Consider the following 25,885-nt stretch of genomic DNA (forward strand, 5'->3'; position numbering starts at 1 on the left):
ATCCACCGCCAAGTCCTCAAAGGTAGACTGCGTGGACAAAGGGCTGACGCGTCCACAGGTCATGCAGAGGCTTTCGCCGCCGACAGTTGCTCTGATCTGCTGGTTTTCCTTCTTGACATGAACAATGCTCCCTTCGTGATTGACAGTGTTTTTATTTCACTATCTCTCATAAAGGGAGCATATCAATCAGAAACGGGGGTGATTTTGTAGTTTTTTGACAGCCTTCCTTGAGTCTTACTTTGCAAGTACAACGGAAATTTTGATCTCCTTTTCCGCCTCGCTCAGGTCGAACGCGTCGCCGTCTGCGACACTCACACGCAGCTCATACAGTGTGCCATCGGACAGGGTATCCACGGCAGCGCCTTTCTCATCCGTGATCGACCACAGCTCTTTGCCGACCTCCGCCAGCTTTCCGTCTGCACCGTAGGCATAGAGTTTCAGTCCGGCGGCGTCCCCGGAAAGGTTGTTCATCCGGAACGAGACCGTCGTGTTGGGATGAACATTTTCTACAGTGACAGTATTGCGCCAGCTTGTGACCTCACCTTTGCCGCCGCCCTGTTCAAACTGTTCCTGTGTCAGCACGTTCCGCGCAGCCTTATCGAGATCGACCTCTCGGTACGGCATTTCGGGCAGATAAACGAAGCGATCCTGCAAGCGCAGTAGCTCCAGATAGCCCGTTGGGCAATAGAGTGCGTTGCCGCTGTTGCCGGCATACATGCCGATGGCCATGTTGTTGTAGCCGTATTTGTTGGAGACATCCATGGTAAAGACAGTCTCACCGGTTGCAAAGTCCAGGATGATGTACTGCCACATACCGGTGTTCAAGTCCTGCACATAACCGTAGATATAGCCGGTCGCGGTGGAGAGCTTCATAATCGACGTGTCGCTCAGATCATTGCGGCACCAGACGCTTTTCATCTCATAGCCGGAATCGGTTTTGACCGTATCGACACGTTCGACGCCGGGCGCGATCATGCAGTTGCCCTTTGTCAGCCAGTTCGTATCATAGATGTTGGCGTAGCTCTGGATGGAAGAGTCGCTGTTGGGATCAGCAAGACCTGCGTTGCCTGCGCCGAACCAGTTGCACACGATGGTGCTGACGGTGCCCTCGCTGTCATCATAGACGATGGCAGAGTTTTCAACCGCCACCTGATAGCCCTCGGGCAGATCATCCAGCACCGGCATGCTTGCAACGATCTCACCGGTCTTCATATCGAGCGCCCGCAGCTTGACGGGATCCGCGTTGTCGGTGAACATCACAAGATCCGGCGTCAGCGACGGGGAGCAGCCGCCGCCCCAGGCAAGACCGCCGCCGGTGGTCTTGTCACCCTCGCCGCTTACCTTTGCGCCGACACTCTCATACGGCGTACACCAGACAGCCTCGACACCGTTATTGGCACGCAGCAGATAGCAGTTCTGGTTCGTCAGTATGACAGTGCCGTCCTTGGAGGCGGCAATCCCGTTCTCCGCACCCTCACCGGGGGTGAGCTCATAAACAAAGACTGCATCGGAGAGGTCAGCCTGTTCGCCATTTAAAATCGCGTCGATGGCGGAGCGCGCAATGTAGCCCATCACGCCCTGCTGCTCGCGCTCCGGGTAGATGCGGAAGCCGCCGGTGGCAAACCAGAGATTTCCTTCATAATCAAACACTACAGACAGCAGGTTCTGCTCCAGCGTCTTGCCAAGCGCAGCCTCGGCGGCAGCTTTGATGTTGATATCCAGCACCTTTTCAAACTCCGGCAGGACGTTTCCTGCTTCATCGGTTGCGCGCAGCATCAGCACATGGTTGTTGCTGGTGGGGCAGACGATGCGGTTTTCCGAGTCCAGGAACGTATAGGAGCTCTGGATGACGTAACCGCCGCCGTCATGCTGCTTTGGGGAGAAATAGCCCAGCGTCGTGGTTTCCTCCGCGTTCAGATCGCGGATGGCGATGCCGCCGAGCAGCGGAACGACTGCGTGGCCGTAGCTGTCAAAGTAAATGGCAGGCGAAGCGTTCGCGTTGGTTTTTTCATAGGAAACATTGATCTCCGGATAGATGCCAAGAGGCAGGACTTCATCCGTAGAGTCGGTATTGTAGCCGTCGTGGTGAATGTTGGCGTCGCTTTTTGCCATATAAGGGTTTTCGTCAACACGTTTGGCATTCATGGCCTTTACCGGCAGGGCAGCGCTTACCGCGGAGTCTGTATCCGATGCAGGCACGTCGGAAGACTGCTTCGCACCGCAGGTCGCCGATGTCAGGCACAACACACCGGCCAGCAGAAGGGTTGGTACAGAACATTGTAACTTTTTCTTTTTCATTGATATCCTCCATTTTTGTACTTGTTGTCCCGGTTTGGTTCGATGCCCGTTTATTCAATCCAGGCATTCAGTCCTCGCTGGAATGCTTCTTCGGAAACCGGCTTCATCAGGAAATAGTCGGCCCGCAGCCGGAAGGCATGAAGAGAGAAATCCAGGTCACTGCACCATATCATCCGGCATGCGGGGCATAAGGACCGAAGGTGCTCCGCCGCATTCAACCCTGCCACCCCGGAAAGTGCAATGACGGCATTGGTTAGATCAGCTTTCTGCGCCATTTCAAAAAAATGTTCCTGATTGTCATATTGCATGACCTGCGGAAACAGCCCCTTCGCTTCACAAAACCGGGTAATTTGCTCGGCATAGCGCTGCCGCTCTGCTTCCTGTTCTGCCAGCACGGCAATACGATACACAGATCTCACTCCTTCCTTCATCCGATTTAGCATCTTGCTTGCGCTCAGTATAAAAAGGCCATTCGTTTTTTTCAAGTGCCGTGGCACGAAAGGGGAGATTTTAGCACGAATTCCGACAGCAGTTCTTTGTCATCCTCGACAAGCTGTGATATAATTATCTTGGAATTTAAGCACAAGGAGAGAAACCTGCATGAGAATTGCGATTGTGGATGATCTTGCCGCGGAACGCACACTGCTGAAAGGCCGGCTGGAGTGGCAGCTTCAGCGGAGAAAAGTACAGGCGGATATTCTGGAATACGAAAGCGGTGAGACATTTCTGGAAGCGGCAAGGAAAGAGCCCTTTACTGCCGCATTTCTGGATATTTATATGGATGGCATGACGGGCATGGAGGCGGCAAAGAAGCTGCGGAAAACCGACACTGACTGCCTGCTGGTTTTTATCACGACCTCGACCGACCATGCATTGGAGGGCTTTCAGGTACGGGCGCTGCACTATCTGGTCAAGCCCTTTACCGAAGCGGACATCGACGCGCTGACGGACGAGCTGCTTGCCCGCATACCGCAGCCGGACAAATATATGGAGCTAAAGGTGGAGGGAAGCGAGATCCATCTGCGCTATCAGGACATCGTCTATGCAGAACACTTCGCCCACTTGATCTACGTCCATACGACGGTTCAAAAGACGCTTGCCACACGCCAACCCTTCAAGACGTTCATCGCCCCACTAAAGGATGACACACGCTTTTTTGTGTGCGGGCGCGGAGTGATCGTGAATCTGGAACACGCGAAGGATCTGGAAGGTGCCGCCTTCCGCATGGCGGACGGAAACCGCGTGTTTGTCAGTCAGGACCTTCTGAAAAGCGCCCGGCAGGCGCTTATGGAATTCCTGCTTCAAAGGGGGCGGATGGTATAATGGAGTTGCTGCGTCCAATTCTTGAACTCGGCGTGGTGATTCCCGGCATGCTGCTCGCCTGCTTCCCGGTAAAATCCAGTTTAAAGCAGCCGCTGTCAAAGCTTGTTTTGTGGCTTGCCCCGCTGCTTGCGCTGCTTTGTGCCGCCGGAGGCGTGATGTGCTATGCGCGCCGCATGCCAACTGCGCCGATACTTGCAGGCCTAACCTTGCTTGCAGTCGTGATCTACATAAAAACGCTCCGGATTTCGCTTTGGAAATCCGGAACGATTGCGTTGTCCGTCTGTGCGGTATTTGCCTGTATCAACAGCCTTGCAAGAGCGCTCAACGCCGCTATGCTGGCCGGTTTGCCACAGGCGCAGGCTGCGCCATGGTTCTGTCTGCGGGCCGTGATTTGCTATCATGCGATCTGCTGGCTGTTTGCCGCCATCGCCTATTATCCTGCGACGCACAGCGTGCGGAGGATGGTCGAGGACGAAAATTTTGCACAGACCTGGTATGTGTTCTGGGTGCTGCCGCTGGTGTTCATTGCGCTGAATCTGTTTATGATTCCCAAGTATGCGGACACGCTCTATACCGGGCGTGTTTTGCAGGGGTATTTTGTGGTCAGCATCGCACTTTTGTTTTTGATGCTTTTCTTTAACGCAATCTTCCTTCTGATGGCGATCAGCATCAACCGGAATGTGAGATTGCAGCAGGAGAACCAGCTGCTTTCCATGCAGCAGCAGCGCTACGAAAGCCTGAAAGCTTCCATTGAGGAAGCACGGCAGGCGCGGCACGATCTGCGCCACCAGCTATGTCAGCTCGCTGCCCTTGCAGAAGAAGGGAATCTTGAAAAGATCAAAGCCTATCTTTCCGGCGCAGTTTCCAGAATCCCGAGTCTGGAGCTGCATTTCTGTGAAAACCGGGCGGCAGACGGCGTGGTCGGGTATTACTGTGCACTTGCGAAGCGGGAGCAGATCCCATTTTCCGTGCAGATTGATCTGCCGGAATGTCTTCCTGTAGACGAAATCAATCTGTGTCTGGTTCTCTCGAATCTGCTGGAAAATGCGCTGGAAGCCAGCCTGCGTACTGCACCTGCCAGACGCAGGATCAAACTGACAGCCTATCTGCATGGCAACAGTCTGGCACTGATTCAGGTTGAAAACACCTATGACGGAGTCATCCGCGAAATAGGTGGCATATTCCAGTCCTCCAAGCGAAAAGGAGACGGCGTCGGACTTCAGTCCGTCCGTCACATCGCAGAAAAATCCAGCGGGGTGAGTACGGTTACCTATCAGGACGGCCTGTTCTGTATAAAGGTCATGCTCTGCGGGTAATTATGCCCTGCCTTTCCAAAACGGCACGGTCACAGATTTCAGCAGTCCCGCTTCCGGAAATCCCTGTATGTACCGGATCGCCGTTTTTGCAAAGACGTTAGATTTCACTGTGTCCCAATCTGCCAGTTTTACTATCTCGGCTGTGCCGTTTTCAAAATCGAACCGAATTTCGCCCCATTCGCCGTCGTTGTCCGCCTGATATTGGTAGGATAATCAAAGTTCTTGAGGGTTTGCCAAACTTGTTGAGGGGCTTTCGTGAGGGTTTCACTATAAAAACAAGCATAGTTAATAAAAAGCAGTGGAAACCAAGTTCTATAAGTAGTATTGTTAAGTCACCACAACCAACAATCAAACAGGAACGACATCCCCACTGCCTATGAAAAGAATACCATTGAGTTGCCTTTCTGGCAAGCAGTTTTATTATGCTAATGCTCCTCCATGTAAGCAGTGTTTTTACATTTACGATTTACTTTACATGGAGGATTTTATTATGTACGAAGAAATTTTTAATCAGATTAGATATGCTGCGAATAAACGGAATCTCAAGGATTCCACGATTCATGCATACTGTACCAGTGTTGCTCATTTTTTGAACCACACAGCCAAGGATATAGATGCATTAACAAATGATGATGTTGATATATTTCTGACCGAAAAGAGACTTTCCGGAATTTCTCCGGAAACATACAATCACTACCATTCAGGAATCCGCTTCTTTTACAAGAAAGTATTGAAGATGAATTGGAACGATGATGACATACCTCGTATTTCTGATTGTTGCTGTTGCTTCTGGACGAGATAACAATCTCGTTATCGCGGTATTCGCCGAATAGATATGCAAGCATATCTGCCCGGCTCATTACTCGCGTAAATAGAAAAAGCCGCCACTCCAAAATAAAAAGTGAAGTGACGGCTCTTTCTATCGCCGGAATCTCTGAAATCCGGTGTCTGAGAGTGCCAAAATCACCCTCAAAAATACCCCCGAAATTGCTCTCTGGTTGTCCTATTTTTTAACAACTAAGGCTGTTTTTTGACCCCATTTTTGCCGGTTGTCCTATATTTAACCACTAAAAATCGGGTGAAAACGGCTCTCGTTTGGTCAAATGAGGTCAAACTTTTGTCACCCGTTTAGGTATAAGAAAACCCCGGAAAACCTTGATTTTCCGGGGTTTTGTAAACCTTTTGATATAGTCTGAGCAGTCGATTATCGTTTGCTGAACTGCGGAGCGCGACGAGCTGCTTTGAGACCCGGTTTCTTTCTCTCTTTCATTCTCGGGTCACGAGTCAGGAAGCCTGCTTTTTTCAGAACAGGTCTGTAATCAGCATCTGCCTGGCAAAGAGCTCTTGCGATACCATGACGGATGGCACCAGCCTGACCGGTTGTACCGCCACCACGTACATTTACAAGAACGTCAAATTTATCAGCGGTCTCGGTTGCTACCAGCGGCTGACGAACGATCAGTTTCAGGGTCTCAAGACCAAGATACTCATCGATATCTCTTTTATTGATGGTTACTTTACCGGTTCCCGGTACTAAGTATACTCTTGCGATGGATTTTTTTCTTCTTCCAGTGCCGTAGAATTTATTAGCCATTGTTTCCCTTACCTCCTAATTAAAATGTTAATGTTTCCGGTTTCTGAGCCTGATGATTGTGCTCAGCACCAGCATAAACATGAAGTTTGGTCATCATCTGTCTTCCCAGGGGTCCCTTCGGAAGCATGCCTTTAACTGCGAGCTCGATAACCTTCTCCGGTTTCTTGTTCAACATTTCTCTCAGAGTGGTCTCTTTCATTCCACCAACATAATCAGAATGATGATAGTAAATCTTCTGATCCAGTTTCTTACCGGTTACTTTGATGTGCTCAGCGTTGGTGATGATCACATAATCACCTGTATCTTCATGAGGGGTGAATACCGGTTTATTCTTTCCTCTCAGGATCTTTGCTACTTCAGAAGCCAGACGACCTAAGGTCATGCCAGTAGCGTCTACTACATACCATTTTCTCTCAATCTTTGCTGGATTAGCCATAAATGTTTTCATGGATTTACCTCCTTGGAAATTTTCATTGCATTATAGTAAAACGCCATTACCGGGGCTTTGGCTTATGCGTTTACAAACTATGTCACAGTGATTTATTATATTATACGTTGCCACGTGTGTCAACCTTTTTTTGAAACTTTCTTTGCGGATTTTCGGGATTTTTCCACATTTTCTGAAAAAAACCTTCCTTTTATCCACAGAAAAAAGGCATAAACACACAAACACTGTTATTATATCAGCTTTTTTCCACACGTCAAGCGAAAAATCCACATTTTCCACATTTTCTTCCAAGCATTTTACCTATGTCTACGCGGATAGTTTCCCTTGCTTGTGATTGTGCTGCCGAACGTTCATGGATTCCCTCTTTATTCCGGACGGTACAGATAAACCCCTCTGGCATAACCGGCCATATGACCATCCATCAGCCACTTTTTATAAGCCCGTTCCAGACCTGTGTTTTCTGGAAGATTCTCAAAACCCTTCTCTTCGGCTCCATAATAGATTCTCCAGAGATCTCCGTTGTCTTCGTTTGACTTATAAACATCAAAATCATTCATAAACGCACGGATATTAGAGTATTCCGGCAAGATCTCCTTATGAGCCGGGAAAAGCAGCCAGGAATTGCAGACAAAGACCAGCGGCTGATCCTGGAACTCTTCCTTATAAAATTCCGCCGCCTTTGCATAAGATGCCTTGAACGCCTCCGGATCCAACGGCCCGCAGGAAGGAATATGAACATTTATCACCGGACTGTCCTTATGAAGAATCAATCCGTCTTTTTCATATTCATCTCCAAAAGTAATCCGTTCAAACTGCAGACGTCCCAGTGCAAAACGCTTCAGCCGGAACCACCAGGGGAACCATTCGATCACAAAGGTGCCCCAGATGCCATACATTTTGTGGCACTCCAGAAGTTTCCAGTGCATATCCGCCATGGAATCGTGGAAGATCTCCATGCTGATGCCCTGCTCCTCATAAAGTTCTCTGGTGTGTCTGCTGATTCCGATGATAAAAAGAAGCTCCAGCGTATATTTGGAGATTCCGTCTGTTCCATCCAAGGCCTCCAGAGTCGCCCAGAGTGTCTGATAATCCATATCCGGATCTTTCCAGTAATTTTCTTCCCAGGTGCGGAAGATTGCATACAGGCGGTCATCCGCTCCGATGATCTCCAGAGCATCCTGCAGGCTTTCTGTGGCCTCTGCAGGAAATTCATGCTCAGATGCAAAATCCTGCAGGTTTGCCTGCCAGTCTTTTAAAATCTCTTCTCTTGCTGTTTTGTAGACAGTCATATCTCCTTTTCCTCCAGATAAAAGTTTGGGGAGAAGCGCTCTTCTCCCCGTTTTCATGCTGTCTTTTATTATAGCTTATTTTGTACGGCCATACAACCGTAAACTCGTTTACTGGGCGACAAACTGTACTAGTTTCATGTCCTCGTCGTAGCCCACGGTATACTTGATTTCGCCCTCCGCATACTTGACCACATAGATCACAGCCGCATATTTCTGGCCTTCTTTTTCCTGACCCACAAAGGCGGTTTTTCCGAAGGATTCAAAGTCGCCTTTCTTCGCAAGCATATCCAGATAGGGCTGATACACCTCTTCCGTGATGCTGCTCTGCAGGGAATCCGCAAAACGCGCTTTCCAGCCTTCAAAGTCATTGGATTCCGCCAGCTTGATATCGGCTTCCGCCTGGGTCTTCACACCTTCCTCCGTAAAACCCTCGGGAAGCTTGCTGCTCTTGCTGCAGCCCACAGCCAGAAGGGCCACCAGCGCTGCCAGAACTAATAATTTCCAACCATATCTCTTTTTCATCATGATCTCTCCTCTCTCCGGACAAACCGGATCACCAATAATAGCACCGCCACGGCTTCAATAGCCAGGAGTCCCTCCACGACAGCCAGATTTCCGATAACCAGCTGAAAATCCGTCAGTCCGTGAAGGAGCACCGCCAGAAGCCACCAGCGAGCCTTTTTTTCTTCTACTCCTTTGAAAATCAGGAAGCTGAAGCCCACATGAAGCGTCATGGCAAAGAGCCGCTCCACGCCCCCTAAGAGAACCTGGCTGCCGTCCGCAGTAAAATCAAGATTTCCAGCCAGAAGACCGGACACCGCCACCCAGACCGCTTCCACGCCTCCATGGCCCAGGCCCAGAGCCAGCGCATCCTTCCAGTCTAAGGCTCGCCGTCTTCTCTTCATCAATCCGAAGGCCGCCCAGCGCCCCGTCTCCTCAAAAAGTCCCGCCGTCAGTCCCAGAAACCCATAGTAGAGCACCAGGCTTGTGTAGGGAAGAAGCATCAGCCACTCCCATTTTTTCCCGGCGTACTGTAAGAGCGGGATCCGGATCAGAAGCTGGGACACCGTAAAGGACAGAATCCCCGCAAAAAACATCCAGATTCTGCCGTCCCGCCTCCATAAATAATAAATACAGGCCGCCAGGGGAACGCCGAGCATCAGTAAGAAGCCGATGACGTTTCCCAGTATATTTCCAATCATTCTCTCACCTCTTTTCCATAGGAAGCATCAGCCGCACCTGAAACTCTTCTTTCGTCTCCTCCATTTTCATCGTGCCATGATATTTTTCCAGCGTATTGCGGACATTTCCAAGGCCAAGGCCCATATGGCCTTCCTTTTTCTTCTGCTCCGCCTGGATGCTGTTTCGGATCTCGCCCACCCGGAACTCCCGGACCTCATCCAACTTGATGGAAAGCCTGCCGTCCTTCCCCGCCGCCTCTATAGCATTATCCAGAAGATTAGCAAAAATCGTGGTAAGATCGATCTCCTTGATATCAGAAAGGTCGATGTCTCCCACCCGGACAGTCACCGTGATGCCCTTTGCCTCCGCCTCCCGGATTTTCTCATTCAGAATGATGTTGAGCATCTGATTTTCTGTGTAGCGCTTCTCTCCCAGCACATTTAACATATGGTAGAGATCCTTCACATAGCGATCCCCAGCCTCTGTTTTCTGGCCGGCGTAGAGATCCTCCACGGCCTGCAGATGATTTTTCATATCGTGGATCACCTTCCGGGACTCCCGGTATTTCCGGTCCAGCTCCTCATAATAGTGGTAGCGGAGCTCATTTTCCCGCTGATAAAGCGCCAGCTCCTCCTCCAGCCGCCGGGAGCGGATGAGATGGGAAAGCAGGTAGAAAAAGTACACGTTCATCAAAAGGACCGCCGCAACATTGGCCGTCAGAAGCTCCATCCCGTAGAGCTGCAGGTAAACGCCGCTTATTTCCGTCAGAGAAGTAATATAAAAAAGACTGAACCCTGGCAGGATCAGGATGGATAAAAGCTGCTTTCCTGAAAGTCTCCCTTTGAGCTTTTTTCCCATAAAAAAGGTCAGAAGCCTGGTGCCGATAATCAGTAACAGGCATTTCAAAAACATGGCGAGATTCCCATAGAGCAAAATGCTGCTAAATTCCAGTCGGACCGAAAGCCACATGGCCGCCAGGATTCCGCCCTGAATCGTCAGGAGCAGAAACACACCGTAAAGCCCGTCCAGCACCAACGCTTTCGCCCTCCGGTGAAAACCGATGGCTCCCATCACCGGCACCCCGAAAATAATCACCAGAATCGACAACAGATTTCCCACAGTAGCCGGTATTCTGCCGTCTGCCCCCGTCAGAGCGGTTGCCGCAAAAAGCGCCGCATAATCCACAAAAAACAGGAGAAAATACCAGCCTTTTTTCAGATAAATCATCCTTTCATTATGGGAAAGGAACTCATACTGGCAGACGCTTAATGTCAGAAATTCCAGCATAAGCAAAAAAAGATTCAACCAGGCCACTTTGCACCTCCTTCAGATCTGTTCTGACAGCCAGACCGCCAGCTCTTCCCGGAACACGGATGATTTCTTCTGGGAAAGCGGCACCAGACTGCCGTCCGACATCGTGATATCGTAGCCTTTCAGGTTCTTCACATGGAAAAAATTGACCACGAAGCTTTTGTGTGGCATGTAGAAACTGTAGGGCGCCAGTCTTTTTTCCATGGCTCCGATGCTTTCCCGCAGCCAGAACTCTCCCGCCAGAGTCACAAGGCGGACTTTTCGATTCCGGTATTCCAAGTAGAGAATATCCCGGCTTCCGATTTTGCGAAAGCCAGTCTCCGTCTCAAAGCCCAGAAGAACGTCCACCTCTTCCTCCGTGTACTCCATGGCTTCCTTTAAAATCTGCCGTATTTTTTCCCCGTCCAGAGGCTTCACAAGGTAAGCGAAGGCGTGGACGGAAAAAGCGTACTCCCGGAAGTCATCGTAGGCCGTCACATAGATAATCTTCGCTTTCTTGTCTTTTTTCCGGAGGAGGCGGGCCGTCTCGATCCCGGAGATCCCTTTCATATCAATATCCAGGAAAATGACCGGAAAGGTTTCTTCCAGGCGGAGCAGCGCTTCTCCGCTTTCAAATTCCTGTATGGAAACCAGAAAGCCCGTCTCTTCGAGAAATTTTCGAAGCCGTTTCCGGTCCTCCCGGCTGTCATCACAAATGGCTATGTTCAGCATGCTTTTTTCTCCTTCTGTTTTGACTGTCCTCAGTATAAACGGAACTCTCCCGTTTCGCAAGAGGTGTCGCACAAGGTACGGTTTTTCCGCCTGAAAGACAGAAAAAAACTGCAAAGCCATTTCCATAGAAACAGCTTTGCAGCCTTTTTATACATATTCGATTTTCACCAGTGTCAGTCCTTCCGGGCGGGCCGTCTCGCCTGCAGCGCCCCGGTCTTTTGCTTCCAGGATCTTCGGGATATCCTCCGGCTCCAGAAAACCGCCGCCCACACGGATCAGGGTACCGGTGATGATCCGGACCATATTATAGAGAAAGCCGTTTCCCCGGATCCGGAGGGTGATCATATCATCCTCCCGTTTCAGATCCAGTGAATATACGGTACGGACCGTATTGGTCACTTCCGGTTTTGCCGTGCAGAAGCTCTTGAAATCATGCTCGCCGACAAGATAGGCAGCAGCTCTCTGCATTTTCTCCACATCCAGAGGATAATGATAAAAAAAGGAATAGAGACGCTTCGTCGGATCCGGGAATTTCCGGTTAAAGATCCGGTACTCATACGTTTTCACCGTATTGGCAAAGCGTGGATGAAATTCCATCGGAACCTCTGCGGATTCCTGAATCCGGATATCTGCCGGCAAACGGGTATTCATGGCAAAAGAGATCCGATCCGCCGCCATCCGTGCGCTGGTATTGAAAGCCGCCACGTTTCCCAAAGCATGGACTCCCGCGTCCGTCCGGCTGGCTCCGGTGATACGGATCTCCTCGCCCAGCAGGTCCGAAAGATGTTTTTCCAGCACTTCCTGTACGCTGAGGCCGTTAGGCTGGACCTGCCAGCCGCAGTAATTGGTGCCGTCATAGGCCACCACGATCTTTACACGCTTCATATCCTGTCCTCATCTTTCCGTAGTCATAACTTCTGTCCGCTGTAGGCAGCGGAGTATGGAAACCGCCTTTTCCCGGCTGATCAAAACGGAGCAAACCGTCCCACAAGGATCATAACTGCAAGATATCCCAGAAGCACTCCATAAGCCATCCGGTCTCTTTTCTGATAGATCAGAGGCTTCATTTTTGTTCTTCCTTCACCGCCCCGGTAGCCTCTGGCTTCCATAGCCATGGCAAGATCATTGGCACGGCGGAACGCAGAGATAAAGAGCGGCACCAGTAAAGGAACCAGACTCTTGGCTTTCTGGATCAGATTTCCGGAGTCAAAATCCGCTCCTCTGGCTTCCTGCGCTTTCATGATCTTATCTGTTTCCTCCAGAAGGATCGGAATAAAACGAAGTGCGATCGACATGATCATGGAAACCTCATGGACCGGTACATGGAGTTTGTTCAGCGGCGCCAGACCTTTTTCCATACCGTCCGTCAGATGATTCGGTGTGGTGGTCAGTGTCATCACGGAAGAGCCCACGATCAGAAATGCCAGCCGGATCGCCATAAAAGCGGCCTGTTTTACACCTTCCACCGTAAGGGTCAGCTTCCAGATCCTGATAAACGGCGTTCCCGGCGTGAGGAACATATTGAAAACCACGGTGATCAGAAGCAGTACCATGATCGCCTTTAAACCTTTTATCATAAAGCGGAAAGGCACTTTGGAAGCCTTGATCACAATGGTCAGGAAAACAGCTGCCACCAGATACATCAGAAAGGAACGGTGCAAAAACAGAGAAATGATAAAGGTCAGTGTTCCGACCAGCTTCACTCTGGGATCCAGCCGATGGATCACGGATTCTGCCGGATAATACTGTCCGATGGTGATATCACGGATCATAAAGCTGCCCCCTTTCCGGGATCTGTCTTCTCAGATACCGTCTTTTTTAACGGGCGCTTCAGGGCTTTTAATATTGCATTCTTCGCTTCTTCCACAGTCGTGGCATCTGTGTCTATATCCCAGCCTTTTTCTTTTAATGCATGGGTCACATAAGTGACCTGTGGTGCCGCCAGTCCCAGCTTTTCCAGCTCTTTATAGTGAGAAAAGACTTCTCTTGGCGTTCCGTCAAAACGGACTTTTCCATCGTCCATAACGATAAGCCTGTCTACGTATTTGGCCACATCCTCCATACTGTGAGAAACCAGCACAACTGTGATTTTTCTCACCTGATGAAGTTCTGCCACCAAATCCAGAATTTCATCCCGTCCTTTGGGATCCAGTCCTGCGGTTGGTTCATCCAGAACGATCACTTCCGGCTCCATCGCCAGAATTCCCGCAATGGCAACTCTTCTCTTCTGTCCTCCAGAAAGCTCAAACGGTGATTTTTTATAAAAATCCGGTCCCAGACCTACATGCTCCAGAGCTTCTTTTGCACGAGCCTCGATCTCTTCCTGTGGAAGTCCCAGATTTTTCGGGCCAAAGCAGACATCAGAAAAAACATCGATTTCAAAAAGCTGGTGCTCCGGATACTGAAAAACCAGTCCAACCTTGCTTCTCAGCTTTTTCATATCATAATTTTCCTGATAAATATCTTCATTATTATAGTAGATCGTTCCGGAGGTTGCTTTCAGAAGACCATTCAGATGTTGGATCAGCGTCGATTTTCCGGAGCCGGTATGTCCGATGACACCTAAGAACTGTCCATCCGGAATCTCCATCGTTACATCATTCAGTGCTTTTTTTTCAAAAGCCTCGCCTTCCCCATATAAATGGCTTACATGTTCGATTTTAATTGACATAAATTATCCACCAATTCCTCAATACTCAAAATGCCGGCAGGCAAATCCAGTCCGGCTTTCTTCAGTTCGTAGGCCAGAAGCGTCACCTGTGGAACATCCAGCCGGTATTTTTTCAGAGTATCCACCTGAGAAAAAATCTCTCCCGGTGTTCCCTGCATGACGACTTTTCCATCGTCCATGACAATCACTTTGTCCGCATAAATGACCTCTTCCATATAGTGGGTAATGAGGACGACTGTCACATCTTCCACCATATTCAGGGCACGTACGGTACGGATAACATCTTTTCTTCCCACGGGATCCAGCATAGCCGTCGGCTCGTCAAGAACGATACATTTCGGATGCATAGCTACTACACCTGCGATTGCCACCCGCTGTTTCTGACCGCCGGAAAGCTTATTCGGAGAAGAATGGCGATACTCCCACATTCCTACTGACCGCAGACTCTCTTCCACCCGCTCCCAGATCTCTTTCGTGGGGATTCCCATGTTTTCCGGTCCGAAACCTACATCTTCATCCACCACAGAACCAATGATCTGGTTGTCCGGATTCTGAAAAACCATACCGGCACTCTGACGGATATCCCAGACCTTTTCCGGATCCTTCGTATCCATTCCGTCCACATAAAGAGTTCCTTCTGTAGGGACCAGAAGAGCATTGATCTGTTTGGCCAAGGTTGATTTTCCAGAACCATTGTGACCCAGAATTGCCACAAAATCACCCTTTTTTACATCCAGATCCACGCCGTCCACCGCCCGAAGCGTTTCTTCCACCTGTCCGTCTTCGCCGTAACGCTTGTACTCGTAGGCCAGTTTTACTGCTTTAATGATATTCATGTTTCCTCCTGGTTAAGAACACATCTGAATCGTTTTCGCGTCCGGGAGTCCTAAGGCTTCCCGGCGCACGGAACCTCTGTCCCTGCTTTGGACAAATGTTCCTTTTTGTATCCCGTCCATTTTATTTCATTTGACAGACCTTGTCAACGGCTCCGCTGAATGGTTTCCTAAAAAATGCAAGCATGGTTTCCATCTGCCCAAAAAGCAACAAAAAAAATCCCGGAAGTTTCCTTTTCAAACAGGCTTTCCGGGATCTTTTCATTCACTTTCTCTTTTTTACCGATTCTCCTGGCACCAGCTCCCCGTCAAAGATCAGCTGCTGTACTTTGGTCTTTTTCTTGATACTGTCAAAAAGAAGCTTGATCGTCTCTTTTGCCATGATTTCCGCAGGCTGGCGGATCGTTGTAATGGCCGGATTATAATAAGCAGCCATCTCCGTTCCATCAAAGCCAGCTACCGAAATATCCTCCGGTACTTTTTTCCCGGCATCGATCAGGGCACGGACAGCTCCTATGGCCATGCTGTCAGAAAGGGCAAAAATCGCTGTACAGTCCACTCCTTCATCCAGAAGTTCTCTCGTCAGCTTATAACCGCTCTTTATGGAATAGGTATCCACTTCCGGATCCATATGGCGGATCCTGCTTTCCTCCACCGGAATCCGATGGCTTTCCAGAGCCTTTTTATAACCGGCCAGACGGAGCGCACCGATACTCACATCATTTTCACTGGAACAAAGAATTGCGATCTTTTCATGTCCTTGCCGGATGAGATAATCCGTCATACGGAAGCTCTCCTCCACATCATTTACGGAGACAAAAGAATAATCATTCTTATATTCTTCTCCCAGAAGACTTACCGTACTTAAAACAAACGGCACCGGTATCTTTTTCAGCTGCTCCTCAGAATGGGAGGCGAAACCACCCAGAAATACGATTCCTCTCAGCCGTTTCTCTTTCTCCAGCTCCAGAGCCACTTCTGTCTCATCCTGCCACTCATCTACATGCTGAAGAACCAGCGTATATTTCTTCTTCTGGATCTCTTCTTCAAATACCTTGATCATGCTGTTAAAAAATGGATTGCTGATACCCTTGATCAAAATGGCAATGGCTCTGGCATCGGAACGTTTCAGATTACGGGCACTGTTGTTTGGAACATAATGGTTTTCCTTGATGACCTGCATGATCATTTCCTTTGTCTCCGGATTGATATCTGGATGATTGTTGATCGCGCGGGAAACCGTACTGACTCCCACGCCGCAGATCCGTGCCACATCCTTGATCGTAATACTCTCCATGCCTTCACCTCTTTTCCGTTTTTTCATAACTGTTTTGCAGGGTCACAGTTCTATTTTCTTCTTATGCAGTCAAAGTCTCTGCCCGGCTTTTGTTCCAGCCAGGCGGAGACTCTCTGTTAGTGAACTCTAAATTTTTTATGCAAGACGACCGTAAAGTTTGGTCATCCGGCGAATCCTAGCTGTCAGTTCCGGAGTGATCTCTCCCTCCAGCATTCTCCATTTCCAGTTATTTCCAAGCGTGGACGGAGTGTTAATCCGTGCTTCTTTTCCCAGTCCAAGATAGTCCTGTACCGGAATGATCGCCGTATCAGCCACACTGGACAGAGCCGCACGGACAAATTCCATGGGGATCTCTTCTTCTTTTCTTCCATAAAGATTCAGATAATCATCCGCAAATTTCCGATCCTGATCATTCAGTTCCTTGTACCAGCCGCTGACGGTTTCATTGTCATGCGTTCCTGTATAAACCACACAGTTTCTCGGATAAGTGTGCGGCAGGTAATCGCTCTCTTCTCTGGAATCAAAAGCAAACTCCAGCACCTTCATACCCGGATAACCGGTATCTTTTACCAGCTGAAGAACCGTTGGTGTCAGAAATCCCAAATCCTCCGCAATAACGGGAACCTCTCCCAGTGCTTCTTTCAATGCATTGAAAAGATCGATACCCGGTCCCTTTTCCCAGTGCCCGAATTCTGCGGTCTCATCCCCGTAAGGAATGGAATAATACTCGTCAAAACCACGGAAATGATCGATACGTACGATATCATAGAGTTTAAAGCAGTACTCGATCCGGCGGATCCACCACTGATAACCTGTCTTTTTATGATATTCCCAATCATAAAGAGGATTGCCCCACAGCTGACCTGTAGCGGAAAAACCATCAGGCGGGCAGCCTGCCACAGCCTTCGGTTCGTTTTTCTCATCAAACTGGAACATCTCCGGTGCAGCCCAGGTGTCCGCACTGTCAAAAGCCACATAAATCGGAATGTCACCGATGATCTGAATTCCATTTTGGTTGGCGTAATCCTTCAGTGCTCCCCACTGGGTATAAAACTCATACTGCAGCCAGGCGTAGAAGTCGATCTCCTCCCGGCACAGCTCACGGTAATGCTCCATGGCCTTCTCTTCCCGGTTCCGGATATCTTCATCCCACTGATTCCAGCTCACACTGTTGAAGTGTTTTTTTACAGCCATATAAAGACCATATTCTCCGACCCACTCGCTGTTTTCTTTTTTGAATACTTCAAAAGCTTCTTCCGGCTTTTCCAGACTGCGGATATAAGCTTTTTTCAGCAGAGTAAAACGGGATCCGTACAGTTTTCCATAGTCGATATATCTGGGATCACTGCCAAAATCACAGGCATCACACTCTTCCTGCAGAAGCAGTCCTTCTTTGATCAGCTGATCCAGATCGATAAAATAAGGATTTCCAGCAAAGGTGGAAAATGACTGATACGGAGAATCCCCGTAACTGGTGGGTCCCAACGGCAGGATCTGCCAGTATTTCTGTCCGGCTTCCTTTAATGTGTCTACAAAACGATATGCGCTCTCTGAAAATGCTCCGATACCATAGGGAGACGGAAGGCTCGAAACAGGAAGCAACATTCCACATGCTCTCATAATTTATCCTCCAACTCTTTTTCCAAATTTTAAGTATAATCAAATCCTTTATCCTTTGCAAGGAAAAAATCCGTTCTGCAAAAAATCAGCCCTTTACAGCTCCTGCCACAACGCCTTCAATAATATATTTCTGGCAGAAAAGATAGAACACAATAATAGGGATGATCGCCAGAACCAGTACACCCATCATAGCTCCCATATCAACAGAACCGTAACCGCCTTTCAGATACTGAACAGCAATCGGAATGGTGGTATATTTTTTCAGATCCAGTACCAGATAAGGAAGCAGATAGTCATTCCAGATCCACATGGTCTGAAGGATCGCTACGGTCACGCAGGTCGGTTTCATGATCGGAAGTACCACGCCAAAGAAGGTCTGCAGCGGGTTACAGCCATCGATCATAGCCGCTTCCTCGATCTCCAGCGGAATGGATTTGACAAAGCCGGTAAACATGAAGACCGCAAGACCGGCGCCAAAGCCAAGATAGATGATCCAGAGTCCCCAGGGAGTGTTCAGCTTCAGAGTGTTTGCCAGCTTTGACAGGGTAAACATCTCCATCTGGAACGGTACGATCATAGCAAACAGGCACAGATAATAAATTGCGCTGGTAACAATGCTTTTCACACGAACGATATACCAAGCACACATGGAGGTACACAGAAGGATCAGGAATACAGAACCAACGGTAATGACCAGGCTCCATTTGGCACCTTCGAAAAAGTTTGCCTGTTTGACGCCGCGGAAATAGTTGTCCAGTCCCACATACATTTTTCCACTGGGGATAGCAAAGGGTTTGCGGCTGATGTATGCCTTCTTCTTGAAGGAGTTCATCAGAACCAGCAGGATGGGGAACATATAGACTACGGAAATGATGCTGAAAATCGTTGTCAGCAGTGCACCGTGTTTCGTTTTTCTCTTTTCCATTACTGCTGAACCTCCTTTCTTCTGGTCAGATAGTTCTGTGTCAGGGCAATCGCTGCAACCAGAATGAAGAAGATCACTGCTTTCGCCTGGCCCACGCCTTCATAACCGGCTCTGCCGTAGAAGGTATTGAAAATATTCAGTGCAAGCATCTCAGACATCTTGGACGGCTCACCATTGGTCAGCGCCAGGTTCTGGTCAAAGAGCTTGAAGGAGTTGGTCAGTGTCAGGAAGGTGCAGACGGTGATGGACGGCATTACCATGGGAATGGTAACACTCTTCAGGACCTGTCTTTTGGTGGCTCCATCGATCTCGGCTGCCTCGATCAGTTCTCCCGGGATATTCTGGATACCGGCAATGTAGATGATCATCATATAACCGATCTGCTGCCAGCACATCAGAATGACCAGTCCCCAGAAACCAAAGGTGGAGGAATACGTCAGCGTACGGCTGAATTTCATCAGGATGCCGTTTAAGAGCAGCTGCCAGATGTAACCAAGCACGATACCGCCGATCAGGTTCGGCATGAAAAATACGGTACGGAAAACGTTGGTTCCTTTGATGCCTTTTGTCAGAAGCAGTGCCACTGCAAACGCCAGTACATTGATCAGGATCACACTGACTACCGTAAAGGCTGCCGTATACCAGAATGCGTGTACAAAGGTACTGTCTTTGAATACTTTGCCATAGTTGGAAAGTCCAATAAATTTTGCATCATTAACCGTTGTGAATTTACAGAAGGACAGGTATACACCTTCTGCAAATGGAATGATAAATCCCAGTGTAAATGCGATCATCGTAGGAAGCACGAAGATCGGAAAATATCTCTTGATTGCTTTTTCCATAATCTCACCTTTCCAGTCTTAAGGTTTTTGCCGGATAGGAAACCCGGGGAAGTTTCCTATCTGGCAAAAGAAAGGCAGGCGATCTCTCGCCCGCCCCTTTTTTCATTGCTGCTTATGCGGCCTCAGTTGCTGTCTCGGTCTCAGTTTCAGCTGCTTCGGTATCTGCCTCTGTAGATGTCTCTGTAGCTGCCTCAGAAGCTGCTTCGGTATCTGCCTCAGAAGCTGCCTCTGTAGCATCCTCTGCTGCTCCCTCATTCTGCTCTGCATACTCAGCTGCCCAGCCGTCAACAAATGCGGTCTTCACTGCATCCCAGTCGCCAGTTCCCTGTGCATACTCAAGAAGTGCACTACCCACGCCGTTTTTCCAGTTCTCAGACGGCATTGTGGTGAAGCACCATGCAACAGACTCTTTACCTGCATCGATGTACTCGTTTGCTGCGGTTACAAGCGGATTCTGTGCCTGATACTCTTCTGTGAAGGTATCAAACGGAGTTACAAAGCCCATATCCTGGGAGAGAGAGGTTCTTCCCTCATCGCTGCTGATTACCCAGTTCATGAAGTCCAGAGTTGCCTGAATGTCAGCCTCAGATGCCTTGTTGTTTACGCACCAGTAGTTCTCACTTCCGGTACACAGACCCTGATTCTCTTCTCCTTCTACACCAATGTAGATCGGAAGCATACCCAGATCTTCATCTGCTACTTCGTTATCTTTGATATCATTGTATGCCCAGGTACCATTCTGATAGAAGACAGCCTCGCCAAGTGCGAATTCGGAAGCTGCATCCTCACCGGTCTTGCTGGAAAGTACAGTCGGCTCACAGGTGGAATCTGTGATGTAAAGATCGAAGATCTGTTTGTAGTTGTCAAGGTAGGTTCCTTTGATCGCATCGGTAGAGTTGATGCCATCTGCCTTGTACTCATAGTAGATCGGCAGGTTTGCCAGATGTGTCTTGAATCTCCAGTCGGAAGAAGAATCAAAACCGGTAGAAGCGAAAGCTCCCTCGATTCCCAGATCATCTTTCTTTGCCTGGATGTCATCTGCTACTGCTTTCAGAGTTTCAAAATTGTTGAGCTCGTCAACAGAGGAGATCACTGCTCCGTCCGTTGCCATGTAATCGTTCAGAAGTTTCTTGTTGTAGATCAGACCGTAGGTCTCGATTACGTAAGCGATACCCTGTACGGAACCGTCATCGTTCTTCAGTGCGAAATCATCGCTCTTCAGATGTTTGTAAATCTCACTGTCTTTCAGGTCATAGCAGTAATCTTTCCATGTAGCAAGACCAACAGGACCGTTTACCTGGAACAGGGTCGGTGCCTCTGCCTTTGCCATTTCAGATTTCAGAGTGGATTCATAGGTTCCGGAAGCTGCGGTAACTACGTCTACCTGTACGCCGGTCTCCTCGGTGTATTTTGCTGCCAGATCTTCCCACTGTGTAGCCTGCTCCGGTTTGAAGTTCAGATAGTAAACCTTTCCTGTTTCCTCATCTGCAGATGCCAGTGTTGCCGGAACCATGCTCATTACCATGGCTGCTGAAAGTCCAAGTGCTGTGATTTTCTTTAAATTTTTCATTTTGAAATCCCTCTTTCTTTCATAATTAGATAGATAATTAGTGCCGACTGGAACGTTTCGGGAACGTTGTCAGTAACGTTTCCGGTAACGTTACCGGTTGATGGCTTTATAGTAGCACCAATTGGATAGTTTGACAAGTGTTTTTTGAGTGTTTTTTATTTTTTATTCACTTTATCCAAGTTTATTATATGCTTTTTGTGCAGTTTTTATACTGGTGGGAATTTTTACTTTTTTTGTAGAAAAAATGCTTTGTGACTATTATGTGGATTGGAAAATCAAAAGATTTAGTAAGGTTTGCCCTGACTCCACATGGAGCCTGACGAAGTTTGGGATTCGGCACTGGTAGTGACTGATTGAAAAAAAGAGACTGTCCGAAGGGCTTTCGGCATAACAGAGAGTTCTATTGGATGTTGGAACTTTCTGATACAAAAAAACCTGACTGAACAGGGGGAGCTGTGCAGTCAGGTCTGATTTTCTTACCAGAGTTTTTCGTAAATCTCCATGATGTCATCTTTGGATGGCTGTCTCGGATTGGTTGGAGTGCAGGCATCCTGAAGAGCTGCTTCTGCCATATCCGGGATCGCTTTGAAATATTCTGCTCTGGTGCATTTTCCGGTCTGGGAAATACTTAAGGGAATATCCATCTCCCGGAGCATAAACTGTACCCAGGCTACCAGGGCACGGATCGTGGTCACAGTGTTGAAGTTCTGTACGCCAAGAAGTCTTGCGATCGTGCAGTACTTCTCTACCTGGCGCGGATAGGTCTTCTGGCTCCGGCTGTTCTTGGAGATCATGCTGTTGTACTCAATGATGTGAGGAAGCAGCATGGCGTTGGCTCTTCCGTGAGGAATATGGAAATGAGCTCCCAGCTGGTGTGCCAGGCTGTGGTTGATCCCAAGAGAAGCAGCATTAAAGGAAAGACCGGCCAGACAGGAAGCGATATGCATCTTCTTTCTGGCATGCGTATCGTTTCCGTCTAGATAAGCTCTGAGAAGGAAGGTTCCGCAGATTTCAATGGCTTTCTCGGAAAGAGCTGCTGAAAACTCTGTACTCTGGGTGCTGACATAGGCTTCCAGTGCATGCGTAAAGACATCCATTCCGGTATCAGCAGTAATAGAAGGCGGAACCGAACGGGTGAGTTCCGCATCCAGGATTGCCTCTGTCGGAAGCAGGCTGTCGGAAACCAGCGGATATTTTCTCTGCTCCTGCGGATCTGAGATCACAGAGAAAGAGGTTACCTCTGATCCGGTTCCACTGGTAGTCGGAACTGCAATAAGGGCAATATTGTCCAGTCCGCCTACCCGGGAAGCAAACTCACGGATCGCTTTGGCGGAATCAATGGCAGAACCGCCGCCCACTGCCACGATAGCCTCAGGCTTATAATCCATGACTGCTTTCACTCCGGCTACCACTTTATCAATGGGTGGGTCTGGAACGACATCCTTAAATACTTCAAATTCAATCTTTGCCTCATCCAGGCGGCTGGTGATCATCATAACCATACCGCTCTGCACCACGAACGGATCTGTGATGATCATGACTTTTTTGTACGGTATCTGAGTCAGGCGGTCCAGCGCACCGTCGCCGTAGTAAATCTTGGTTTTAATGTCAAAACTATGCATACCTTTACCCCTTCTGCTATCCTCCGGGACAGCTTTTGTTTCCCCCGTTTTTTCTTTTGGTGATGGATTGTGAATCGTTACATAATTAACATAATTATAGCATAATCCTTCTCAAACCGCAAGGAATTTCACACAAAACAACGTGAAACCAACTGAGAAATCCTCTCACATCCGTTTTACAGAAGATAGACCGGCAGTTCCTTCGTAAAAGGAATATGATTCGTTTCCGGCTTTTTCTCTGTTGTGTCAGCTTTTACTTCTGTTGTTTTGGTTTCTGCTGTTTTGGCTGCTTCCGGTTTTCTTTTCCGTGTTGTCTTGGTTTTTTCCGCTGCTGCAGATGTTTCTGCTGCGGCTTTTGTCTTTCTGGAAACGCTGCTCTTCTTCGGTTTCACTTCTGACGGCTCCGCCTTTTTTTCTTTCTCCGGCTCTGCGGCTGCCTGTACCTTTGCAGCGGTCTCTGTAACGGTTTCTGTTTTTTCCGGTGCTTCCTTTTCGGAAACCGGAATCTTCTCCGTCTTCACTTCCGTTTCTGCCGCTTTTGCCGCCCGTTTTAAACTTGCTTTACCTACTGCCATACTCCATTACCTCCTTGGCTAATTCCATATATTCACCGGCACTTCTGCTGCTCTTTTTAAACTCCACCACCGGGGCACTGCTGTCCTGTGACCACTCGATAGAACTGTCTACACGGATCAGCGTGTCAAACAGATGAATGTCCGGCATTTCCTGAAAGGTTTCCATGGTCTGTCTGAAATAATTCTTTCTCGTATCTACCTTCGTAAGAACCACACCCATGACCATGAGCTCCGGTGCGATCTGTTTTACATCATTGAGAAAATCAAACATGTTTGCCAGCCCGAACATCCCCCAGGGACTGGCTTCCACAGGAATGATGACCCGGTCTGAGGCACAGAGAATATTCATGACCCAGCCGCCGAGTGTAGGCGGCGCATCAATCAGGATATAGTCATAAACGCCGGAATCTTTGATCTTCTGCAGGCACTTTCGCAGAATCAATTCCCTCTGCCATTTCGTGAAAAGCTCGTACTCAATGGAACTCATCAGCGTAGAAGATGGGATCAAATCCAGGTTCGGATAAGCCGTATGCACAATAAAATCTGTAAGATCCTGCTGTTTTCCGATGGCATAATAGAGATTTTTCTCTCCTGCCGCCATTTCCAGCACTTTATCCTCGGAAAAAAAGGAAAGGGAAAGATTCAGCTGCATATCCCCATCCACCAGAAGTACTTTTTTCCCGGCTCTGGCCATGGCTGCTCCCAGATTGGAGCAGGTAGTGGATTTGCCACTGCCTCCTTTGTTATTGGTAAAACAGATGGTCATTGTCTTGTCCATTGGCACCTTCTTCTTTCTGTCATATCAATCTTTTTTATCATACAAATACCGTACGGACAGAAGTTTTTTTATCCATACGCTTAAATTATACCGAATGCTTTCTCTCTTGTAAAGCAAACATTCGGATTTTACCATGCCGTTTGTGTAAAAAAACGCCTGTTTCGTCAAAATAATCTCATAATTTCCGACTGTCAGCCTTCTCCTGATCCACAACTGTCTGAAAATGCTCCGGATAGAGCGCACAGAGCTTCTCCGCCGTCCTTCTGGAGGGCTGGTTATCCGGATGACAGAACAGATACGCCTGTGTTTCCCCGGTAAGTTCTTCCATCTCTCTGACCAGAATCCCCGCCGCTTCCGTGGCAATCCCCTGTTTCCGGAATGCCGCAGCCGTAAGATAGCCGAATTCGAGCACCGTTTTCCCATGATATTCCCGTTCTTGAAACCCTGCCCAGGCTGCCAGTTCACCTGTTGTTTTCAAAAGGACGGAATAGAAACCATATCCGAAAAAGGCATAGCGGTTCCGGACATAAGCTTCCAGCTTTTCCCGCTGCTCTTCCCGGGAATAGTTCTCCTTTTCCTCATCAAAAAGCCAGCGCACCGCTTCCGCATCTGAGAAAAGCTCCAGCAGTTTTTCCACATCTTCTTCCGTACTTTCCCGTATTTTCAACCGTTCTGTCTCACCGATACACCAGGGAAGCCCATAATGTCTCTCATAGACTCTCTGAAAAAAGAGCTCATCCAGATCATCCAGACTCTGCACGGTATAGTCTGCCTCATAGACCGGCTCTGCTCCGGGACGTTCATAATAAATCACCGGCAGGCCTCTGGCTGCTGTCTGCCTGGCAAGAACCGGCGAATCTGTGAGTAAACAGTCCTTACGAAAATCTTTTTCTTTCATGATCCTGCTCCTTGTATACTGATCCATTCATTTCTGTGAACGGATGCCTGCGAATTGCTCCGCTGCAAAGCAGCTCCAGCAAGTTCTCCGCTTCGGTCGGTGCTAAACGTGTTCCACTGGCACACCGCACCTATATTTTATCCGATTATGAAAAATCCGTAAAGCGCTTCTGTCAGCTTGCCATCCGCCCGGAAAAAGATTATAATAGCCACAGAATATTCAACAAAGGAGATTATATTATGGCACAGAATCCGATCGTTACCATTACCATGACCAATGGCGACATTATGAAAGCGGAGCTTTATCCTGAGATTGCTCCCAACACCGTAAACAATTTCATCAGCCTGGTGAAAAAGGGCTTCTATGACGGCCTGATCTTCCACCGCGTCATCAGCGGTTTCATGATCCAGGGCGGCTGCCCGGATGGAACCGGCATGGGCGGCCCGGGCTACAGCATCAAAGGTGAGTTCGCCCAGAACGGCTTCAACAATTCCCTGAAGCATGAGGCAGGCGTTCTTTCCATGGCAAGAGCCATGCATCCCGACTCTGCCGGAAGCCAGTTCTTCATCATGCACAAGGCTGCTCCGCATCTGGATGGCGCTTATGCCGCTTTCGGAAAAATCACCGAGGGCATGGATGTCGTAAACAAGATCGCTAATACCGACACCGATTACAGCGACCGCCCGCTGGACGAGCAGAAGATCCAGTCCATGACCGTTGAAACCTTCGGCGTGGATTATCCGGAACCGGAAAAACGCTAAAAATAAAACTCCATGGAGATC

Annotated in this window: 26 protein-coding genes; 4 read left to right on the top strand and 22 right to left on the bottom strand. The window is 48.7% G+C overall.

Annotated features, from left to right (window positions below; translation table 11 throughout):
- Positions 1-234: 234 nt before the first annotated feature.
- On the bottom strand, positions 235-2,298 hold the full coding sequence (locus DXA57_RS10680) for a hypothetical protein (RefSeq protein ID WP_117767368.1): 2,064 nt from the start codon (positions 2,296-2,298) through the stop codon (positions 235-237).
- A gap of 50 nt (positions 2,299-2,348) precedes the next feature.
- Positions 2,349-2,729 carry a response regulator gene (locus DXA57_RS10685; RefSeq protein WP_117767369.1) on the bottom strand — a complete coding sequence of 127 codons (381 nt, stop codon included), beginning with the start codon at positions 2,727-2,729 and terminating at the stop codon, positions 2,349-2,351.
- Positions 2,730-2,898: 169 nt separating this feature from the next.
- Between DXA57_RS10685 and DXA57_RS10690 the strand changes: the two genes are divergently transcribed.
- From DXA57_RS10690 to DXA57_RS10705, 3 genes are all read left to right on the top strand, one after another.
- Positions 2,899-3,621: a LytR/AlgR family response regulator transcription factor gene (locus DXA57_RS10690; protein WP_117767370.1), complete on the top strand. Its 723-nt coding sequence runs from the start codon at positions 2,899-2,901 to the stop codon at positions 3,619-3,621.
- Positions 3,621-4,937 (top strand): sensor histidine kinase, encoded by a 1,317-nt coding sequence (locus tag DXA57_RS10695; protein ID WP_117767371.1) that lies wholly within the window; start codon positions 3,621-3,623, stop codon positions 4,935-4,937. The genes DXA57_RS10690 and DXA57_RS10695 overlap by 1 nt, the downstream gene beginning before the upstream one ends.
- 490 nt (positions 4,938-5,427) lie before the next feature.
- Positions 5,428-5,739: a phage integrase N-terminal SAM-like domain-containing protein gene (locus DXA57_RS10705; RefSeq protein ID WP_243005772.1), complete on the top strand. Its 312-nt coding sequence runs from the start codon at positions 5,428-5,430 to the stop codon at positions 5,737-5,739.
- Between the two features lie 402 nt (positions 5,740-6,141).
- Here DXA57_RS10705 and rpsI read toward each other — a convergent pair whose 3' ends face one another.
- The 20 genes from rpsI to DXA57_RS10805 all read right to left on the bottom strand — a co-directional run bounded on the left by rpsI (position 6,142) and on the right by DXA57_RS10805 (position 25,103).
- Positions 6,142-6,531 carry a 30S ribosomal protein S9 gene (rpsI, locus tag DXA57_RS10710; protein WP_117767372.1) on the bottom strand — a complete coding sequence of 130 codons (390 nt, stop codon included), beginning with the start codon at positions 6,529-6,531 and terminating at the stop codon, positions 6,142-6,144.
- Positions 6,532-6,550: 19 nt separating this feature from the next.
- On the bottom strand, positions 6,551-6,979 hold the full coding sequence (gene rplM, locus DXA57_RS10715; protein ID WP_117767373.1) for a 50S ribosomal protein L13: 429 nt from the start codon (positions 6,977-6,979) through the stop codon (positions 6,551-6,553).
- 365 nt (positions 6,980-7,344) lie between these two features.
- Positions 7,345-8,268 carry an acyltransferase domain-containing protein gene (locus DXA57_RS10720; RefSeq protein ID WP_117767374.1) on the bottom strand — a complete coding sequence of 308 codons (924 nt, stop codon included), beginning with the start codon at positions 8,266-8,268 and terminating at the stop codon, positions 7,345-7,347.
- A gap of 108 nt (positions 8,269-8,376) precedes the next feature.
- A complete protein-coding gene (locus tag DXA57_RS10725) occupies positions 8,377-8,793 on the bottom strand; it encodes a DUF3887 domain-containing protein (RefSeq protein ID WP_117767375.1) in 417 nt (138 codons plus the stop codon).
- Complete coding sequence (locus tag DXA57_RS10730) at positions 8,790-9,470, bottom strand: YhfC family glutamic-type intramembrane protease (RefSeq protein WP_117767376.1); 681 nt, start codon at positions 9,468-9,470, stop codon at positions 8,790-8,792. The genes DXA57_RS10725 and DXA57_RS10730 overlap by 4 nt, the downstream gene beginning before the upstream one ends.
- A gap of 4 nt (positions 9,471-9,474) precedes the next feature.
- Complete coding sequence (locus tag DXA57_RS10735; protein ID WP_117767377.1) at positions 9,475-10,764, bottom strand: sensor histidine kinase; 1,290 nt, start codon at positions 10,762-10,764, stop codon at positions 9,475-9,477.
- A gap of 12 nt (positions 10,765-10,776) precedes the next feature.
- Complete coding sequence (locus tag DXA57_RS10740; RefSeq protein WP_117767378.1) at positions 10,777-11,472, bottom strand: LytR/AlgR family response regulator transcription factor; 696 nt, start codon at positions 11,470-11,472, stop codon at positions 10,777-10,779.
- A gap of 147 nt (positions 11,473-11,619) precedes the next feature.
- On the bottom strand, positions 11,620-12,357 hold the full coding sequence (gene truA / locus DXA57_RS10745; RefSeq protein WP_117767379.1) for a tRNA pseudouridine(38-40) synthase TruA: 738 nt from the start codon (positions 12,355-12,357) through the stop codon (positions 11,620-11,622).
- Between the two features lie 80 nt (positions 12,358-12,437).
- Positions 12,438-13,244 (bottom strand): energy-coupling factor transporter transmembrane component T family protein, encoded by an 807-nt coding sequence (locus tag DXA57_RS10750; protein ID WP_117767380.1) that lies wholly within the window; start codon positions 13,242-13,244, stop codon positions 12,438-12,440.
- Positions 13,241-14,143, bottom strand: a complete 903-nt coding sequence (locus DXA57_RS10755) for an energy-coupling factor transporter ATPase (protein ID WP_117767381.1) — start codon at positions 14,141-14,143, stop codon at positions 13,241-13,243. Before DXA57_RS10755 ends, DXA57_RS10750 begins: the two co-directional genes overlap by 4 nt.
- Positions 14,119-14,979, bottom strand: coding sequence for an energy-coupling factor transporter ATPase (locus DXA57_RS10760; protein ID WP_117767382.1), 861 nt, complete (start codon positions 14,977-14,979; stop codon positions 14,119-14,121). The genes DXA57_RS10755 and DXA57_RS10760 overlap by 25 nt, the downstream gene beginning before the upstream one ends.
- A 262-nt stretch (positions 14,980-15,241) precedes the next feature.
- Entirely contained in the window at positions 15,242-16,273 is a 1,032-nt protein-coding gene (locus DXA57_RS10765) for a LacI family DNA-binding transcriptional regulator (protein WP_117767468.1), read from the bottom strand.
- 135 nt (positions 16,274-16,408) lie between these two features.
- The gene (gene malQ, locus DXA57_RS10770; protein WP_117767383.1) at positions 16,409-17,893 is read right to left on the bottom strand and encodes a 4-alpha-glucanotransferase; all 1,485 of its coding nucleotides are present in this window, start codon (positions 17,891-17,893) and stop codon (positions 16,409-16,411) included.
- A gap of 85 nt (positions 17,894-17,978) precedes the next feature.
- Positions 17,979-18,818, bottom strand: coding sequence for a carbohydrate ABC transporter permease (locus DXA57_RS10775; RefSeq protein WP_117767384.1), 840 nt, complete (start codon positions 18,816-18,818; stop codon positions 17,979-17,981).
- Positions 18,818-19,660: a carbohydrate ABC transporter permease gene (locus DXA57_RS10780; protein WP_117767385.1), complete on the bottom strand. Its 843-nt coding sequence runs from the start codon at positions 19,658-19,660 to the stop codon at positions 18,818-18,820. The genes DXA57_RS10775 and DXA57_RS10780 overlap by 1 nt, the downstream gene beginning before the upstream one ends.
- Positions 19,661-19,772: 112 nt before the next feature.
- Positions 19,773-21,185: an ABC transporter substrate-binding protein gene (locus tag DXA57_RS10785; protein ID WP_442857676.1), complete on the bottom strand. Its 1,413-nt coding sequence runs from the start codon at positions 21,183-21,185 to the stop codon at positions 19,773-19,775.
- A 521-nt stretch (positions 21,186-21,706) separates the two neighbouring features.
- Positions 21,707-22,852 (bottom strand): 1-propanol dehydrogenase PduQ, encoded by a 1,146-nt coding sequence (locus DXA57_RS10790; RefSeq protein WP_117767387.1) that lies wholly within the window; start codon positions 22,850-22,852, stop codon positions 21,707-21,709.
- Positions 22,853-23,028: 176 nt separating this feature from the next.
- Positions 23,029-23,427, bottom strand: coding sequence for a hypothetical protein (locus DXA57_RS10795; protein ID WP_117767388.1), 399 nt, complete (start codon positions 23,425-23,427; stop codon positions 23,029-23,031).
- A complete protein-coding gene (locus DXA57_RS10800; RefSeq protein WP_117767389.1) occupies positions 23,414-24,205 on the bottom strand; it encodes a ParA family protein in 792 nt (263 codons plus the stop codon). Before DXA57_RS10800 ends, DXA57_RS10795 begins: the two co-directional genes overlap by 14 nt.
- 175 nt (positions 24,206-24,380) lie before the next feature.
- Complete coding sequence (locus tag DXA57_RS10805) at positions 24,381-25,103, bottom strand: GNAT family N-acetyltransferase (protein WP_158571303.1); 723 nt, start codon at positions 25,101-25,103, stop codon at positions 24,381-24,383.
- Positions 25,104-25,342: 239 nt separating this feature from the next.
- On the opposite strand from DXA57_RS10805, the gene DXA57_RS10810 reads away from it, so the two are divergent.
- Positions 25,343-25,864, top strand: a complete 522-nt coding sequence (locus tag DXA57_RS10810; RefSeq protein WP_117767391.1) for a peptidylprolyl isomerase — start codon at positions 25,343-25,345, stop codon at positions 25,862-25,864.
- Positions 25,865-25,885 lie beyond the last annotated feature (21 nt).

The sequence above is a fragment of the Blautia sp. OF03-15BH genome (assembly GCF_003463065.1).
Taxonomy (GTDB): Bacteria; Bacillota; Clostridia; order Lachnospirales; family Lachnospiraceae; genus Limivivens.

Coding starts and splice junctions, on each gene's coding strand:
- DXA57_RS10680 (WP_117767368.1), bottom strand. CDS start 2,298: ATGAAAAAGAAAAAGTTACAATGTTCTGTACCAACCCTTCTGCTGGCC.
- DXA57_RS10685 (WP_117767369.1), bottom strand. CDS start 2,729: ATGAAGGAAGGAGTGAGATCTGTGTATCGTATTGCCGTGCTGGCAGAA.
- DXA57_RS10690 (WP_117767370.1), top strand. CDS start 2,899: ATGAGAATTGCGATTGTGGATGATCTTGCCGCGGAACGCACACTGCTG.
- DXA57_RS10695 (WP_117767371.1), top strand. CDS start 3,621: ATGGAGTTGCTGCGTCCAATTCTTGAACTCGGCGTGGTGATTCCCGGC.
- DXA57_RS10705 (WP_243005772.1), top strand. CDS start 5,428: ATGTACGAAGAAATTTTTAATCAGATTAGATATGCTGCGAATAAACGG.
- rpsI (WP_117767372.1), bottom strand. CDS start 6,531: ATGGCTAATAAATTCTACGGCACTGGAAGAAGAAAAAAATCCATCGCA.
- rplM (WP_117767373.1), bottom strand. CDS start 6,979: ATGAAAACATTTATGGCTAATCCAGCAAAGATTGAGAGAAAATGGTAT.
- DXA57_RS10720 (WP_117767374.1), bottom strand. CDS start 8,268: ATGACTGTCTACAAAACAGCAAGAGAAGAGATTTTAAAAGACTGGCAG.
- DXA57_RS10725 (WP_117767375.1), bottom strand. CDS start 8,793: ATGATGAAAAAGAGATATGGTTGGAAATTATTAGTTCTGGCAGCGCTG.
- DXA57_RS10730 (WP_117767376.1), bottom strand. CDS start 9,470: ATGATTGGAAATATACTGGGAAACGTCATCGGCTTCTTACTGATGCTC.
- DXA57_RS10740 (WP_117767378.1), bottom strand. CDS start 11,472: ATGCTGAACATAGCCATTTGTGATGACAGCCGGGAGGACCGGAAACGG.
- truA (WP_117767379.1), bottom strand. CDS start 12,357: ATGAAGCGTGTAAAGATCGTGGTGGCCTATGACGGCACCAATTACTGC.
- DXA57_RS10750 (WP_117767380.1), bottom strand. CDS start 13,244: ATGATCCGTGATATCACCATCGGACAGTATTATCCGGCAGAATCCGTG.
- DXA57_RS10755 (WP_117767381.1), bottom strand. CDS start 14,143: ATGTCAATTAAAATCGAACATGTAAGCCATTTATATGGGGAAGGCGAG.
- DXA57_RS10760 (WP_117767382.1), bottom strand. CDS start 14,979: ATGAATATCATTAAAGCAGTAAAACTGGCCTACGAGTACAAGCGTTAC.
- DXA57_RS10765 (WP_117767468.1), bottom strand. CDS start 16,273: ATGGAGAGTATTACGATCAAGGATGTGGCACGGATCTGCGGCGTGGGA.
- malQ (WP_117767383.1), bottom strand. CDS start 17,893: ATGAGAGCATGTGGAATGTTGCTTCCTGTTTCGAGCCTTCCGTCTCCC.
- DXA57_RS10775 (WP_117767384.1), bottom strand. CDS start 18,818: ATGGAAAAGAGAAAAACGAAACACGGTGCACTGCTGACAACGATTTTC.
- DXA57_RS10780 (WP_117767385.1), bottom strand. CDS start 19,660: ATGGAAAAAGCAATCAAGAGATATTTTCCGATCTTCGTGCTTCCTACG.
- DXA57_RS10785 (WP_442857676.1), bottom strand. CDS start 21,185: ATGGTAATGAGCATGGTTCCGGCAACACTGGCATCTGCAGATGAGGAA.
- DXA57_RS10790 (WP_117767387.1), bottom strand. CDS start 22,852: ATGCATAGTTTTGACATTAAAACCAAGATTTACTACGGCGACGGTGCG.
- DXA57_RS10795 (WP_117767388.1), bottom strand. CDS start 23,427: ATGGCAGTAGGTAAAGCAAGTTTAAAACGGGCGGCAAAAGCGGCAGAA.
- DXA57_RS10800 (WP_117767389.1), bottom strand. CDS start 24,205: ATGGACAAGACAATGACCATCTGTTTTACCAATAACAAAGGAGGCAGT.
- DXA57_RS10805 (WP_158571303.1), bottom strand. CDS start 25,103: ATGAAAGAAAAAGATTTTCGTAAGGACTGTTTACTCACAGATTCGCCG.
- DXA57_RS10810 (WP_117767391.1), top strand. CDS start 25,343: ATGGCACAGAATCCGATCGTTACCATTACCATGACCAATGGCGACATT.